At 47.2% G+C, this 14466-nt stretch carries 13 protein-coding genes; 8 read left to right on the top strand and 5 right to left on the bottom strand.

Annotation, left to right across the window (positions count from 1 at the left end):
- Nucleotides 1–162 precede the first annotated feature (162 nt).
- The 5 genes from FD47_RS08995 to FD47_RS08975 all read left to right on the top strand — a co-directional run bounded on the left by FD47_RS08995 (nt 163) and on the right by FD47_RS08975 (nt 4670).
- Nucleotides 163–1386: an NAD(P) transhydrogenase subunit alpha gene (locus tag FD47_RS08995; RefSeq protein WP_054735068.1), complete on the top strand. Its 1224-nt coding sequence runs from the start codon at nt 163–165 to the stop codon at nt 1384–1386.
- A gap of 2 nt (nt 1387–1388) precedes the next feature.
- Nucleotides 1389–1709, top strand: coding sequence for an NAD(P) transhydrogenase subunit alpha part 2 (locus FD47_RS08990; protein WP_008211338.1), 321 nt, complete (start codon nt 1389–1391; stop codon nt 1707–1709).
- Nucleotides 1709–3124, top strand: coding sequence for an NAD(P)(+) transhydrogenase (Re/Si-specific) subunit beta (locus FD47_RS08985; RefSeq protein ID WP_008211339.1), 1416 nt, complete (start codon nt 1709–1711; stop codon nt 3122–3124). The genes FD47_RS08990 and FD47_RS08985 overlap by 1 nt, the downstream gene beginning before the upstream one ends.
- A 225-nt stretch (nt 3125–3349) precedes the next feature.
- On the top strand, nt 3350–4279 hold the full coding sequence (locus tag FD47_RS08980) for an IS30 family transposase (protein ID WP_056980554.1): 930 nt from the start codon (nt 3350–3352) through the stop codon (nt 4277–4279).
- A 94-nt stretch (nt 4280–4373) separates the two neighbouring features.
- The gene (locus tag FD47_RS08975; protein WP_054735070.1) at nt 4374–4670 is read left to right on the top strand and encodes an HPr family phosphocarrier protein; all 297 of its coding nucleotides are present in this window, start codon (nt 4374–4376) and stop codon (nt 4668–4670) included.
- A 353-nt stretch (nt 4671–5023) separates the two neighbouring features.
- Here the strand turns inward: FD47_RS08975 and FD47_RS08970 are convergent, their stop codons facing one another.
- The 3 genes from FD47_RS08970 to FD47_RS08960 all read right to left on the bottom strand — a co-directional run bounded on the left by FD47_RS08970 (nt 5024) and on the right by FD47_RS08960 (nt 8036).
- The gene (locus tag FD47_RS08970; RefSeq protein WP_056980553.1) at nt 5024–5530 is read right to left on the bottom strand and encodes a YagU family protein; all 507 of its coding nucleotides are present in this window, start codon (nt 5528–5530) and stop codon (nt 5024–5026) included.
- Nucleotides 5531–5615: 85 nt separating this feature from the next.
- Nucleotides 5616–6467: an SDR family oxidoreductase gene (locus FD47_RS08965; RefSeq protein WP_056980551.1), complete on the bottom strand. Its 852-nt coding sequence runs from the start codon at nt 6465–6467 to the stop codon at nt 5616–5618.
- Nucleotides 6468–6596: 129 nt separating this feature from the next.
- Nucleotides 6597–8036 (bottom strand): APC family permease, encoded by a 1440-nt coding sequence (locus tag FD47_RS08960; RefSeq protein ID WP_056980549.1) that lies wholly within the window; start codon nt 8034–8036, stop codon nt 6597–6599.
- Nucleotides 8037–8319: 283 nt separating this feature from the next.
- Between FD47_RS08960 and FD47_RS08955 the strand changes: the two genes are divergently transcribed.
- From FD47_RS08955 to FD47_RS08945, 3 genes are all read left to right on the top strand, one after another.
- Nucleotides 8320–9693: an aspartate aminotransferase family protein gene (locus tag FD47_RS08955; RefSeq protein ID WP_054735083.1), complete on the top strand. Its 1374-nt coding sequence runs from the start codon at nt 8320–8322 to the stop codon at nt 9691–9693.
- 209 nt (nt 9694–9902) lie between these two features.
- Complete coding sequence (locus FD47_RS08950; RefSeq protein ID WP_056980547.1) at nt 9903–10544, top strand: cadmium resistance transporter; 642 nt, start codon at nt 9903–9905, stop codon at nt 10542–10544.
- A 71-nt stretch (nt 10545–10615) separates the two neighbouring features.
- Nucleotides 10616–11620: a LacI family DNA-binding transcriptional regulator gene (locus FD47_RS08945; RefSeq protein ID WP_054735087.1), complete on the top strand. Its 1005-nt coding sequence runs from the start codon at nt 10616–10618 to the stop codon at nt 11618–11620.
- Nucleotides 11621–11807: 187 nt separating this feature from the next.
- Here FD47_RS08945 and FD47_RS08940 read toward each other — a convergent pair whose 3' ends face one another.
- Both FD47_RS08940 and FD47_RS08935 read right to left on the bottom strand, forming a co-directional pair.
- Nucleotides 11808–13142 (bottom strand): gluconate:H+ symporter, encoded by a 1335-nt coding sequence (locus tag FD47_RS08940; protein WP_054735089.1) that lies wholly within the window; start codon nt 13140–13142, stop codon nt 11808–11810.
- Between the two features lie 84 nt (nt 13143–13226).
- The gene (locus FD47_RS08935) at nt 13227–14000 is read right to left on the bottom strand and encodes an SDR family oxidoreductase (RefSeq protein WP_056980546.1); all 774 of its coding nucleotides are present in this window, start codon (nt 13998–14000) and stop codon (nt 13227–13229) included.
- Between the last annotated feature and the right edge of the window lie 466 nt (nt 14001–14466).

Genomic DNA, 14466 nt, shown 5'->3' with positions numbered 1-14466 from the left:
TCGGGCTTTTTGAGTATCAATGTTCAAAGGTATAACTAACGACTCAAACAAAATGCCAATATTGCTGTTAATTCTTTCACATTTAGTTGATTTCTGTTCATTTAAAGGCTAATCTTAATAGTGTAAAGTGCTTTCATTCTTATTCACAAGGGGGTATTTAAAGTGTCAACAACCATTTCAGTTTTAAAAGAATCCGGCGATGAAAACCGGGTTGCGATCACACCTGACGTTGCTTCAAGATTAACGAAGAGCAAGTTTCAGGTGCTGGTTGAAAAAGGTGCGGGGGCCAATGCTTATTTTCCCGACCAGGCTTATCAGGATGCGGGGGCCAAGGTGGTTTCCCGAGCTGACGCAATTAGTCAGGCAAATTTAGTTGCCGTCGTTGATCAGCCGGATCAAGAGACACTCAGTCAGCTGAAAGAGGGCCAGATGATCATCGGCCTTTTGAAGGCGCTGATTGATCCAAAGGCGATGCAGCAGCTCGCCAAACAAAAGGTGACCGCGTTATCGTTTGAATTATTACCACGGACGATTTCACGGGCCCAAACGATGGATGTCTTGAGTTCTCAAGCTTCCGTCGCTGGTTATAAAGCTGCGTTAGTTGCCGCCGACCGGTTCGAACGGTATCTACCAATGATGATTACCGCCGCCGGAACTGCCAAGCCAGCTAAGGTTCTGGTCTTAGGGACCGGGGTTGCCGGTTTGCAGGCAATCGGAACTGCAAAACGCTTGGGCGCAATTGTATCCGGTTACGACGTTCGACCTGCTTCACGGGGCGAAGTTGAATCGCTGGGTGCAGAGTTTCTGACAAGTTCTGTTAGTGCCGTTGGTGAAGGCGGATACGCCCGTCAGTTGTCTGCCGATGAACAGAAGCAGCAGCAGGACGAGCTGATTGGCTTTATCAAGCAAAATGATATTGTCATCACAACCGCCCAGGTTCCTGGGAAGAAACCACCGTTGTTAGTTCCTGAAGAGGCGGTTAAGAACGCCAAGCCAGGCAGCATCTTTGTTGATTTGGCTGCCAGTGATCTTGGCGGCAACGTCGCCGGATCCAAACCGGATACCACGGTGACAGCTGATTCCGGTGCCCAAATTATTGGTGCCGGCAACATGGCCAGTGAATTGGCAACCTCAGCCTCCGAAATGTTCGCCAAGAACGTTCAGGCGGTGGTAAACGCCATTTCCAAGGATGGGGAATTCAGCCTTGATTTGACGGATGATGTGATGAGCCAATTGGTCGCTACTGATCATGGCGAAATTATTTCTGATCGTCTGCGGGATACGCTGGGTCTGCCAAAGACTGAAAAGCCGGTCGAGGATGATGCAAAGGACGACGCTGACTCAGCTGACAAGCCCGATGCTGCCGCAACGAAGGGGGAGAAATAACGATGAGTCAAGAGTTATATACGAATTTAGCAATTTTTGTTCTGAGCCTTCTCGTGGGATTCGAAGTTATGAGTAAGATTCCGGCAACCTTACAGACACCAATGATGTCTGGTGCCAACGCGATTCACGGGGTCGTTGTTGTCGGGGCGTTTGCGATTGCCGCAGAAGCCAACAACTGGTATTTCTATTTATTAGCCTTCTTAGCTGCCTTCTTCTCAGCCGTCAACGTTTCCGGTGGTTACACGGTTACCGACCGGATGCTTGGCATGTTCAACCGGCCAAAGGATAAACCGGCTGATTCTAAAAAAGAAGGTGATCAATAATGACATGGTTACAAACAAGTGCCTCGCTCATTTATTTGATTTCAGCGGTCTGCTACGTCATCGGTGTGCACATGATGCGTTCACCAAAGACTGCTCGGCGTGGTAACATTCTTTCTGGAATTGGGATGGCCTTAGCCGTTATCATGATCATGGTTGAATTAATCGATCAGGGCAAGATCACTTTAACCGGTTGGATTGTGCTGTTTGCTGGTCTGTTAATCGGAATCGTTTACGGGGTTGTCAAGGCGCGCAAAGTACCAATGACCGATGTCCCGCAGCTGGTTTCACTATTTAACGCCGTTGGTGGTGGTGCCGCTGCCACAATCGGGATCTTTGATTACACTCACGAAGCCTTGGGAACATCGCTGAGTCTGGCATTTTCAATCCCCGTCCTGTTGGACATCGTCATTGGTGGGATTACCTTCTCAGGGTCACTGATTGCGACTGGAAAATTGTCCGGTCACGTTTCGGGTAAACCCATTAGCTTCCCCGGTGATAAATTACTTAACGGGATCGCTGTTTTAGCCATTATCGTGGCGGCCGTTTGGATGATCGGTTTCCCATCCGCATACTGGCCATTAGTTTTGAGCTTGGTTGCCAGTTTGGTATTCGGCCTCTTAATGACCATGCCAATTGGTGGGGCCGATATGCCGGTTGTCGTTTCACTTTTGAACGCCTTCACCGGTTTGGCGGTTGCCTTTGCCGGGTTCGTTATCGATAACCAGGTCTTAATCATCGCTGGTGCGTTGGTTGGGGCTGCCGGGACGATTTTGACCCTGCAAATGGCTGAAGCAATGAACCGGTCAGTTGCCAACATTTTAGCTGGTGGCTTTGGCGGTGGCGAATCAACTGGATCCGGTGCCGGTACCGAAGTGCCAACCAATGTGAAGGAAACCAGTGCCGATGACGTTGGTCTGCAGTTAGCTTACGCCCACAACGTTATGATTGTTCCTGGTTACGGGTTAGCCGCTGCTCAGGCCCAACATGAAGTTGCTGAACTGGCTAAATTATTGACCGATGCCGGGATCAACGTTAACTACGCGATTCACCCGGTTGCCGGGCGGATGCCAGGTCACATGAACGTTCTGCTGGCCGATGTTAACGTGCCTTATGACCAAATGAAGCAGTTGGATGAAGCGAACTCGATGTTTGAAAACACCGATGTTTCGTTAGTCATTGGGGCGAATGATGTTACCAACCCACTTGCCCGTGAATCCGGCAACGCCATTTCTGGAATGCCGATTCTCGATGTCGACAAGTCTAAATCGGTTGTTGTTATCAAGCGGTCAATGAGTACGGGTTATGCTGGGGTTCAAAACCCACTGTTTAGTGAGGATCAGACCAGCATGCTGTTCGACGATGCCAAGAAGGCATTGCAGGATATCATTGCGTCAACCAAACAATATCTGGATTGATCAGACAAATTTTCTCATAAACTTTAAAAGAGTCGTCACAAGCAAGTCGCTTGGGGCGGCTTTTTTAGCCCGAAATTTCGGTAAGAAGTCGTTTTTTACTACTTTTTAGTCAAAATAAGCGATTGAGGTAGATTGTAAAATTAATCCGAACGCTGTTCGGACAAAAAAGATCAGCTTCCTTTAAAATGGTGTTTACCACAAACCCATTTTTTAGGAGCTGATCTTTTGTCTAGTATAACCTATTCTGAACGAATTAAAATTGAAACCTTTTGTGAGCTAGGACTGACCAATATCCAAATGGCTGAGCGGTTAAAACGATCTCCGTCTACGATTTCTTATGAATTATCTCGTTGTCAACCTTATCAAGCTGAATTAGCACAGGCCAACGCTGAATATAAACGGGCGCATTGTGGCCGAAAAACTAAACTGAATGCCAAATTAAAGCAAACCATTCTAAACCATTTACGTTTAAGCTGGTCACCAGAAGTGATTGCGCATGAGCTTAAACTAGCCACTAAATCTATTTATAATTGGCTATATCAGGGGAAAATTGAATTCTCCTTGAGTGAACTACCTGAACATGGGCTACGCCAACGGCGTAACCTTGACCAACGTTCTAAATATAATCAATCATTAGGGCGTTCAATTGAACAACGACCAATTGTGATTAACCAACGTAACCGCATCGGTGATTTTGAAATAGATACAGTGGTTGGACCTCGTGGACATAGCAAGGCTGCTTTATTAACGCTAATTGATCGCAAATCACGTTTTCTTTGGGCTTACCGATTAAAAGATCGGACAGCGGCGAATGTTAATGAAGCCCTAACTATGTTTCTAACAACTTTTAAGGGACCGGTACACACCTTTACTGTCGATCGTGGAACTGAGTTTAGCAATCTAGTGTCATTTGAACCACAATACGGTATTCAGACCTATTACTGCCATGCTTACACGCCCGCTGAACGCGGCAGTAATGAACGATTCAATCGGAACTTACGTTATTTTTACCCTAAGGGGACTTGTTTTGAGCACATTAGTGCTCAAGATTTAACAACGACGTTACTCGAAATTAACCAACGCCCCCTTAAAGTACTTAACTGGCAAACACCTTACCAAGTGATGCTGACTAATTTGTCAAAAAATTCGGATTAAATTTGCAATCTACCTTGATTAATTTTATGTAATCGCTTACAATATAACCTAACAACTAAAATTTATTAATAAATTTGAAAGAGGGAATTTTAAGATGTTAGAAAAATCGTATCGGGTAATCGCGGAATCGGGAATTATGGCGCGACCGGCAACCCAATTGGTCATGGCGGCAAATGACTATGATGCCGCAATTACCATTGTTTATAATCACCAGCGGGCAAATTTAAAGTCGATCATGGGCGTCATGTCAATGGGGATCCCAGCTGGAAGCGACATCAAGATTGAGGTGCGCGGCGAAGATGAGTCCCGGGCAATGAGCGGCATTGAGGATCAACTAAAGCGCGAGAACCTGGTTGAAGAATTAGATTTGGATACCCGTCGCGAAGCATGAGAGTGACGGATCAAATGTGGATTACTAAAGTCAAAAAAATCATCAGCACCTCCCCTTAATTGGTTGGCGGGCTGATGATTTTTTAGGAGAGCCCCAAAAATTTTGATGTTATTTCTGCTCGGATGATTGGCGGGGTGCCGGCCAAGGTCATTCGAAGATTACCCAAAATTGAAGCGTAACTAGAAATTTTATCATTAACCCTATGGTCGATGAACATGTGCATGGTTGGTTGACTGGTGATAAAAGAGGCCGGAACACGAGTAAAAGTTCCGGTCTCTTTGATTTTCTAATCAGTCACATTATTTGATGCATGTCGTACCTCAACAATCCGAAATGTTTGGGCGCGATGGCAGTTATTTCTTCTGTCGTTGTTGGCCTTGGTACAGGGCATTGCTGACCAGGTCAATGGTACTCATCCACGCAATATGGCCCAGGGCCTCTGAGATATTCTCCTCGTGAGGAAGATGCTTGGCATCCGGCGTCAATCCCATTGCGGGCAGGACCCCGTGATGAAAGATGCCAAACAGCAGCAGGCCAGAAGCCGCTCCGTGGGCAAATTTAATTGTCGGGACGACGTGCTGGAGCACACTATATCCAACCGCAAAGGTCGTTGAAAAGCCAAAGTGAATTAAGAAGCTGACCCACGGCATTTGTTGCTCTGAATAGGTATAGGTGGCGTGGGTAATCTTTTTAGGAACCCCAAATTTTTCCAACATCGCCTGCGGGGGATTCGTAGCGTCCCGAGCCGGTGTCCGTGGGGGTAATATGTCCTCCCAGCCCAGTTTAACTAATCCGGACAAGAATCCGGCGACCATGCCGGCCTTTACAGCTGATGGTACATTGACATTTTTGAGTCTCATCGAATCAACCTCCTTGAATGCATTCAGCGAATGGTTTATACACCCTTAGTATACCGCAGAACGGTTGGGTTCCAGGTACAAGCGATTAATTACTTGTCATAAAAGTTTTCAGACTGGTTGCCGGCCGGCCCATGATCGTCTCGAAGTCGTCGCTGACAACGTCCAGTAGGCCTAATGCCCCACCGGCATACATGGATGCCAGCATATGGCCTTCGCCGTTATCGTTATAGAGCTCGGCAAATTTTTTTAAGCTGACCGGCTTATAGCCAATTGGCTTACCGGATACTTCGGATAGAACGGCGGCCAGCTGGGGCATGGTGTAGTTCCGGGATTGGGTCAGGGTATAAATTTTGCCGTTCTTTAATAAATCCGGGGTGGTTGCGACTTTGGCAAATGCTTGCGCGCTGTCATTGGCACAAATGAAAGTAAGGGCTTGGTCACCCACCGGATAAATAACGTGGTGGCGGTCCACCAATTCAGGCAAGTAGGGTTTCAGGGGATCGGCGTACAGGGCATTGCGAATAATTGTGTAGTGCAGACCTGATCCGGCCAGTCGCCTTGGGAGATACCCATAGAATGGACTGAGCGCGAATGGATTGTTAACCTGATCGGCGATGAAACCCATTGCCAAAAAGTGGCCAACCTTGGCACTTTTGGCCGCGGCAATAACGTGCTCGAGTTCGGTGACCCTGGCAAACGCGGCGTTACTTTTACTAGGAATGTAAATTAGGATGTCCGTGTTGGCAAATGCGGTTAGCAAACTGGCTTCGTCAAAGTAGTCAATCTGTTTCACTTCAAGCCCCCGTTGCTCATATCCAGCTGCCTTAATCGGATGATGAACCCCTAAACGAATATTGGCAGCGTCAGTTACTGTTAACAGCGCGTCGGTGACGGCACTGCCAAGATGGCCGGTCGCACCCGTAATGGTATATCGCATGAGATGACTTCCTTCCCGTAATTTCTAAGTCAAGTTTACCATGGCGCTTAAGCTAGAAAAAATGACCCGACTCGGATTTGTCAGGTCATTTTTATGAAGGTTGTCATTCATTTAAAATCATGTGGTTACTTACAGTTCATCTGGTGCTTCGTGAGCACGAAGCGTTCGTTGTTTGATAGCGTGGAATATCAAAGCGATCACGATCCAAGCGCCAAAGATGTATGGGAAGTACTTGGCAGCGCCCTCGGGTTGCGGGTAGATACTGCCAATCAATGGGATGAGCAGTAGGCCGCCGGTAATCGTTGAAGAAACAATGTTGCGAACTTTTAATGAATCATATTTATGAAGAAAGACGGGTGCGCTAATGGTGACGAGCAGGTAGGTAATCAAAAAGCCCCAAACGGCGATTGATCCAAACCATTCATAAGTGTTTTCGATGCTGGTGAAGATTGAAAAACCAACTCCCAGACCGGTAATGATAAAGGCGGAGACGCCGATGGCAACCGTTGGGGTCTTCTTTTTCGCATTCACAAATTCAAACTTTTCAGGCAAAATCCCTTCGTGACTCATTTTCATCAAAATTCGTGAGCCGGCCGTAATCACGCCGACAGTGCTTGACCAAAAACTAATCATCGCTCCAACCGTGATGCAGTAACCTAAGAAGCTGACGTGGTTGGCTTGAGCAAGAAAGGCAAGCGGTGACGTAGATTCACCTAATGAATGACCAGTACCGGCAAAGCCCATCATCATGATCAGCGCCATCAATACGAAGAAAATTCCGACTGCCAACGGGCTGGAAATAACGGCGCGGGGGATGTTTTTCAAGGGCTCTTTAGCTTCCTTACCCATTGAGGCAGCCCCTTCGAAGCCGACAAAACTGAAGAAAGCCAACCCCAAGCCAGATGTGACACCGCCAAAAGAGACATTTTTGAAAGCGACGTTGCCGGGATTGATATTGAAATGGTGGGTAAATAGGAGAATGATGCCAAGAATCGAAATGATTGTGACGGACAGAAATTCCATGGTCATCATGGTTTTAGTGGAGAGCTCAACCCCCTTTTGGGCCATCAGCCAGGCGGTGACTGCCCCGAAAGCCATTAAGAGCGGAAACGGAACGCCAATATGGAAGTAACTGAAAAGGTTATGGGTATAGATGGCAAAACCAGCCAACACCGCAACCGCCGTGGTGATGTAGGCGAATAGAATGCTGGCACCGGACGCGAACCCAACTCGGCTGCCAAGACCGTCCGTTACATAGGTATAAAGACTACCGGAAGTGGCGTATCGACGGGAGAAAACGTTGACCTGCTTGGCCAAAAGCACGCAGGCAACCGTTGCGATGATATAGGAGATCCAGGTGCCGTTTCCAGCGAGCGCGAAGACCACTGGAATGGTGATTGCCGGCGTCGCGGTTGGCGCAATGTTGGCAACTGACTCGCCCAAGATTTCAAAGAAGGATAATGAATTGGCTTTAAGCCCGCTGCCGGCTTCTGCTGAGACGCTTGGCTGCTGGGGAATCACTGTCGTCGGGTTTGAAGCGTAACTTGTATCGGATAATTTTTCTCGCATGAACAACACTCCTCATATTTAAAGTTTCTTTTCAAAATAAATGTCAGCTAATATGACATTGAATGAGTAAAGTATAGCTTCAATATGAGAATATGGCAACTAAAATTTAATCAAATGTAAATAAATCTAACATAAAATTCATTTTTCTCTTGATTATCCCTGAAAAGGTGCTAATATTTGAATCAATCAAGTCAATCAATTTTGTCAGCAAACTCAATTGATGATTTTTATGTTAGAAAACATATCATTGGTTTAATCAAATTCAGAAAGGTGTGTTGTTCATATGCTCGAAACAGACGAATTACAAGCTTCATTACCCCAAGTTGCCATGCCGTTACCCGGACCGGAGGCTAAAAAGATTCTGGATAAACGAACCGAAAACGTTCCCTCAGCGGTTCTTTGTAATTACCCGGTCGTGATTAATCGCGGCAGTGGCGCCATGATTGAAGACGTTGATGGCAATCGTTTCTTAGATTGGGTTGCCGGTGTTGGGGTTATGAACGTCGGTTATGGGCAGCAACGCGTAATCGACGCGGTCAAGAAGCAGGCCGATAAATTTTTCCACGGCATGATCAACATCACCACTCATCGTAATTACGTTGACCTAGCCGCGCGAATTAATGAACTCGCACCCGTGAACGCAGATAAGAAGAAAACGATGTTTGTTAACTCTGGTGCCGAGGCGGTTGAAAATGCCGTGAAGATTGCTAAATCATTTACCGGTCGCGGCGACGTGATTGTCTTTTCGGGGGCCTTTCATGGCCGGACAGCGTTGACATCGACAATGACCGCTAAGAAGACCTATTCTTACGGCATTGAACCAGCAATGGGCGGTATTAACCGCGCAGAATTCCCATATCTCTATCGGGCACCGAAGGGATATTCGCGGGATGAAGCGATTCAATATTACTTGGATAAGTTGCAATATGTCTTTGAACAAGGGGTTCCGGCCAAGCAAGTTGCCGCAATTGTGATTGAACCAATTCAAGGTGAAGGTGGCTTTATCCCAGCACCGTTTGAATACGTCAAGGCACTGCGCAAGATCTGTGATGAAAATGGGATTATGCTGGTTGCCGATGAAGTTCAAACCGGTTTTGCCCGTTCTGGAAAACTGTTCGTGTCGAATTATTGGAAGGAAAATGGTTTTGCGCCCGACATTATCGCAATGGCTAAATCAATCGGTGCCGGCCTGCCATTAGCCGCGGTAACCGCTGGGGCCAACATTATGGAAGGCGTTCAACCAGGGATTGTCGGCAGTACCTTTGGTGGTAACGCCCTTGCTTGTGCGGCCGGACTCCAAGTTTTGGATATTATCCACGATGCGAAATTGACTGATCGGGCCTTGAACATTGGCAAGATTGCGTCGGACGGTTTCAAGGATCTTCAATCACGTTATGATGTGATCGGGGATGTTCGGGGGATCGGCAGTATGATTGGGGTGGAATTCGTTAAGGATCAAACCACCAAGGAACCTTATCCGGAATTGGTTTCAAAATTGATTAAACACGCGGTTTCCCATGGCTTAATTATGGAAAATGCCGGCGTCCACGACAATGTCATCCGCTTCTTGAGTCCGTTAGTGGCAACCGAAGAGCAGATTCACGCTGGATTAAAAATTTACGAACAATCATTGAACGAAGCCCTTGCTGAATTGTAAACAGTTAATCGTCCATGTCTCCGAAATGATCAACAATAAAATGACTTTTATATGATTCACAGCGCTAAAAGCAAAAAATGGCCACTCAACCGAGTGACCATTTTTTGACGACCGGGCTTTATTCGCGGGATGACCGAAGTACGGTATACTGATAGTAACGGGTCAGCAGCTAACTTGCCCGCCAAAGAGTTGAGTGGGGAGGATGCGCCATGCTTGGGACAGTGATCACCAGCATCATGTCATTTATTGGCACCAACGTTGATGATACGTTTGTGTTGGCAGTGTGGTTCGCCCAAGTGGGGGAGCGACTGAAGCGCCGGGATATTATCTTTGGCCAATTTTTGGGATTTGAAGTCCTTGTATTGGTCAGCGTTCTGGCAGCTTACGGTTTGAGCTTTCTGCCGACTGATCAGGTTGGCTGGCTTGGCGTCATTCCAATCTTCATCGGCGTTCGGCGTTGGTGGACCCACCGTTTTGCGCGGCAGCCCAGGTCTGAAACGGAAGCGCCGCGACGAACGGTTCAAGCACAAGCGCGGCTGGAAACCAAGTTAGCCCACCTCGGCAAGTGGTTTCGCCCGCAATTGCTAAGTGTTGCCCTGGTGACTATTTCAAACGGGGCGGGGAATCTGACGGTCTATATTCCGCTCTTTACTGAATATTCGGTTTCGGAGTTAGTGATCACGATCATCGTCTTTACGATAATGACCGGTGTTTGGTGCTATATCGGCTATCGAATCGCCGGGTTGCCGTACGTCAAAACGAAATTGGAACGCTACGAAGCCATTTTGATTCCAACTATCTTCATTGCCATCGGGATCTACGTCTTGGTAGAAAGTGGCGTTCTGACTTAGCATTACTAAATCCACCTGGGGGGCTCAGTGACCCTTCATGATTCAAAATAACAAATGAGGATGATTGATAGATGAAAAACGTGACAATTTCTGACGTTGCCAAAGCAGCCGGTGTCTCGGTGACCACCGTTTCCCGTTATCTAAACGGCAACTTTGCGAAAATGAGCAATTCAACCCAGGAAAAGCTGGCCCGGGTGATTAAGGAGTTGCATTACCACCCCTCGGCGTCAGCCCGGCGGATGAGGACCGATCAGTCAAAAATGATTGGCGTTATCGTTGGGGATATTTCCAACGTTTTTTCGTCACTGTTATTTAGTGGCATTTATCAGGTACTCCAGCCCGATGATTATAGCGTCTTATTACTGAACGCAAATAATTCGGCGGTCGAGGAACGAAAGGGAATTAGTCGGCTGCTTGAGCAACAGGTTGATGGATTCATCATTCAACCCAGCCAGTCCCATTTTAGCGATTATCAATTTTTGATAACCGATAAGATTCCGTTTGTGACCGTCGACCGTGACTTGGTTGATCAGCCGGCAACGGTTGGTAAAATTATGACGAACAACGTGGAAGCGAGTCAGAAGATGAGTGAAGAATTGATTTCAGCGGGTTATCGCCAAATTTTACTGATTAGTCGGACCACGGTTGACATTTCGGCTCAGATTCCCAGAATTCAGGGGTTTAAAAATGCGGTTGATGGCACGGACACCGTGGTGACCGAGCTGAATCTGGTCGGGCATCCGGATCGTTGGCTGGCGGATCAAATTCGGGAGCGGTTAAAAAATACCGCTAAGAAAACGGTGATTGTGTCTTTAATGGGCCCATTGCTTTTCAAAACCTTAGCGGCGCTCAAACAACTAAAAGTTGAATTTCCGGACCGGATTGGCTTAGCTAGCTTTGATGATTGGAATTGGTCGCAATTTGTCGGCAGCGGGGTGGACCTGATGCAGCAGGACCCGGAGAAAATGGGACAACAGGCTGCGAAACGGCTTCTGCAACAGATTCAACACCCTAAAGCTGTCCTGCAGGCAGTTGAATTGATTTCCGCGATCCGAGTGAAGGGCCATTCGTTCTAAGAGCGGTTATGGCAGAAAAAGTTTGAGAAAAAATCTAAGACTAGGTCCAGCGAGAAGCTGAAATCAATCGGTGTCTCACTGGGTCTAATCTTAGATTTTTTTGTATTTATTCGAATATGGCATTGGCTCATTCTCGAATCATGACTCTGAATGCACAATTAACTTAAAAATGTCAATTTCAAATTATTTAGAAAAACAGTGAGACGCCAAGTACCGACAGGAGTCCGGTGACCGACAAAACGGAGGTTAATGTGGTCCATGACAAGAAGGTTTCCTTTAAGGTTAACCCGAAATATTCTTTAATCATCCAGAAGCCGGCATCGTTCACGTGATCAGCGAAGACGGATCCGGCACCGACTGCCGACACCATCAATACTGGATTAGCCCCGGTTTGGGCAATCAACGGCGCAACAAGTCCGGCGGCCGTCAGTGAGGCAACGGTTGCTGAGCCCAGACTAACTCGCAGCAAAGCAGCAACCAACCACGCGGCAATGAGCGGCGACATGTTCATTTGGGTGAAAATGTCAGAGATATATTTGGCAATTCCACCGTCCATAAGCACCTGTTTGAACGCGCCGCCACCACCAATAATCAGCAGCATCATTGCAATCTGCTTGATAGCGGTGACCATCGAATTGCTGATTTCGGCCATTTTTTTATTCCGGGCCAGGCCCATTGTGTAGACCGCAAATACCAGCGCAATCAGCATTGCCGCATCCGGAGCTCCGATGAACTGAATCGTCTCGTTAATCGGATTGCCCTTTGGCAGGAGGAATTCACAGATGGTGGCCAGCGCGATCAGAATGACCGGCATCATGGCGGTGAGGGCGCTAATGCCGAATCCAGGCGTTTCATCCAGCTGGAATTCCTTGAATTCGCCCAAGGTGCTGATATCAATATCCTTTCGGTAGACCTTTGGGTAAACCTTATGAAGAAACATGTTAAATAGTGGTCCCGCGACGATGATTGTTGGAATCGACACGAGAATTCCGATTAAGAGAACCTGTCCCAATGGGGCGTGAAAGATGCCCGAAATTGCGGTTGGTGCGGGATGTGGCGGCAGAAACGCATGGGTGACGTTCAAAGTGGCAGCCATCGGAATTCCCAAGTACATCAATGGCAAATCAATTTCCCGGGCAATTACGAAGATAATTGGCAGCAGGACCACCAACCCAACTTCGAAGAAGAGGGCCAAGCCAACAATAAATGAGGCCAGCACAACGGCAATTTGGATGTGACGTTTACCAAATTTTTCGATGAGGGTGTGGGCGATCCGGTAACCGCCACCGGAGTCGGATACCAACTTTCCAAGCATGGAACCGAACCCGAAGATGACGGCTAAATGGCCAAGCTGGCCGCCAATCCCGGTTTCAATGCTTAGCGGAATTTTGGCGACCGGAATCTGGAGTAAAAGGGCAACGATAAATGACGTGATAATGAGGGACAAAAATGTGTTGAGTTTGACAACTGTGATTAGAAATACCAACAGCGCCACCCCAAGCGCAACAATTAGTAATGGCATGGTGAACATCCTTTCAAAACTATGCGTGACCAACAAACCAGAAATAAGCGTTACTAATCGTTCGAAACTTTCAACTCACCTTATCTATCTAAGCAGGTACCCGCCATCCACCGGCAGCATGACCCCGGTGACATAGTCGGAAGCCTGACTGGCAAGAAATACCATCGGGCCCATTAATTCTTCGGGCACACCCCATTCTCCGGATGGAATGTGTTCCTTAATTTCAGGACCGCGAACTGGATCATCTTGCAGTGGTTTGGTCATATTGGTTTTGATGTAACCGGGGGCCAGGGCGTTGACTTGAATGTGGTATTTGGCCAATGCGTCGGCATATGCCTTGGTGAGGCCGAGAACGGCATGCTTACTGGCGGTATAAGGAAAGATAAATTTGCCGGCCCGGTAGGATTGCATCGAACCAATATTGATAATTTTGCCGCTGTTCTGTTTGGCCATCACTTTGGCAGCTTCATGCGACAGGTAATAGAGCGCATTGAGGTTGAGGTTGATCACCTTCTGCCAGTCCGCGTCTTTAAATTCAAGAACGTCATTGCGGACTTGCATGCCGGCATTGTTGACCAAAATGTCCAGGTGGCCAAATGCCTTCATGACGGCCGCGACGATCTCGGCTGCCGCGCCTTCTTCGGTAATGTCCTTGGCCAAAAAGCTGATTCGTTGGCCGTTTTGTTCAACAATTTTTCGCGTCTCTTCCCATCCGCGGTCCGAGCGACTGACAATAAAGATATCGGCGCCGTACATGGATAACGCAATGGAATAGTTTTTCCCAAGGCCTTCAGCACCGCCCGTGATGAGGGCGACCTTTCCAGTGAGGGAAAAACTCTGCTGATTAAACGTTGTCATGATAATGCCTCCTAATAATAGGTCTGCTGAGTAACGAATCGATACCCTAATCAAATTAGGTGTATCGATACACCATCGACGATAATATACCCTATTTTGTCGGATTAATCAAGCGCTTACATTTTTGTGAGTTCGAAATGTGATGTAAAAGTTTGTAAAAATTCTGTACCAGTTTGTAAAGATCGGCCATCCGGCCTTACTGAAGTGCTATTCTAAATTTGCAGCCAAATGACCACCAAAAGTACCAAATGGCCACCTGGTGAACGAGTCGTTTGGCATGGCTGCTGTTAAGAGAGAGATTGATTGCTTTTTAGATGGAGGGATTACACGATGGAAGTACTCGAACACAGTCAAATTGAATCGGTTGCTAAAGATTACCTATATCAATTTCAAGTTGTTTTTCTCCAAGAAACAGCCTATTCCGATCAAGAAGCCGGTGAAGTGAACCCCCATAGTTGGATGAAAA

Source organism: Lentilactobacillus parafarraginis DSM 18390 = JCM 14109, assembly GCF_001435895.1.
GTDB classification, from domain to species: domain Bacteria; phylum Bacillota; class Bacilli; order Lactobacillales; family Lactobacillaceae; genus Lentilactobacillus; species Lentilactobacillus parafarraginis.
Note: the sequence above shows the minus strand (reverse complement) of the source record. Positions and strands in the feature narration are given on the sequence as shown.

Bases quoted from the DNA above. Each gene is read 5' to 3' on its own strand.
- FD47_RS08990 (WP_008211338.1), top strand. From the start codon at position 1,389: ATGAGTCAAGAGTTATATACGAATTTAGCAATTTTTGTTCTGAGCCTT.
- FD47_RS08985 (WP_008211339.1), top strand. From the start codon at position 1,709: ATGACATGGTTACAAACAAGTGCCTCGCTCATTTATTTGATTTCAGCG.
- FD47_RS08975 (WP_054735070.1), top strand. From the start codon at position 4,374: ATGTTAGAAAAATCGTATCGGGTAATCGCGGAATCGGGAATTATGGCG.
- FD47_RS08970 (WP_056980553.1), bottom strand. From the start codon at position 5,530: ATGAGACTCAAAAATGTCAATGTACCATCAGCTGTAAAGGCCGGCATG.
- FD47_RS08965 (WP_056980551.1), bottom strand. From the start codon at position 6,467: ATGCGATATACCATTACGGGTGCGACCGGCCATCTTGGCAGTGCCGTC.
- FD47_RS08960 (WP_056980549.1), bottom strand. From the start codon at position 8,036: ATGCGAGAAAAATTATCCGATACAAGTTACGCTTCAAACCCGACGACA.
- FD47_RS08955 (WP_054735083.1), top strand. From the start codon at position 8,320: ATGCTCGAAACAGACGAATTACAAGCTTCATTACCCCAAGTTGCCATG.
- FD47_RS08950 (WP_056980547.1), top strand. From the start codon at position 9,903: ATGCTTGGGACAGTGATCACCAGCATCATGTCATTTATTGGCACCAAC.
- FD47_RS08945 (WP_054735087.1), top strand. From the start codon at position 10,616: ATGAAAAACGTGACAATTTCTGACGTTGCCAAAGCAGCCGGTGTCTCG.
- FD47_RS08940 (WP_054735089.1), bottom strand. From the start codon at position 13,142: ATGCCATTACTAATTGTTGCGCTTGGGGTGGCGCTGTTGGTATTTCTA.
- FD47_RS08935 (WP_056980546.1), bottom strand. From the start codon at position 14,000: ATGACAACGTTTAATCAGCAGAGTTTTTCCCTCACTGGAAAGGTCGCC.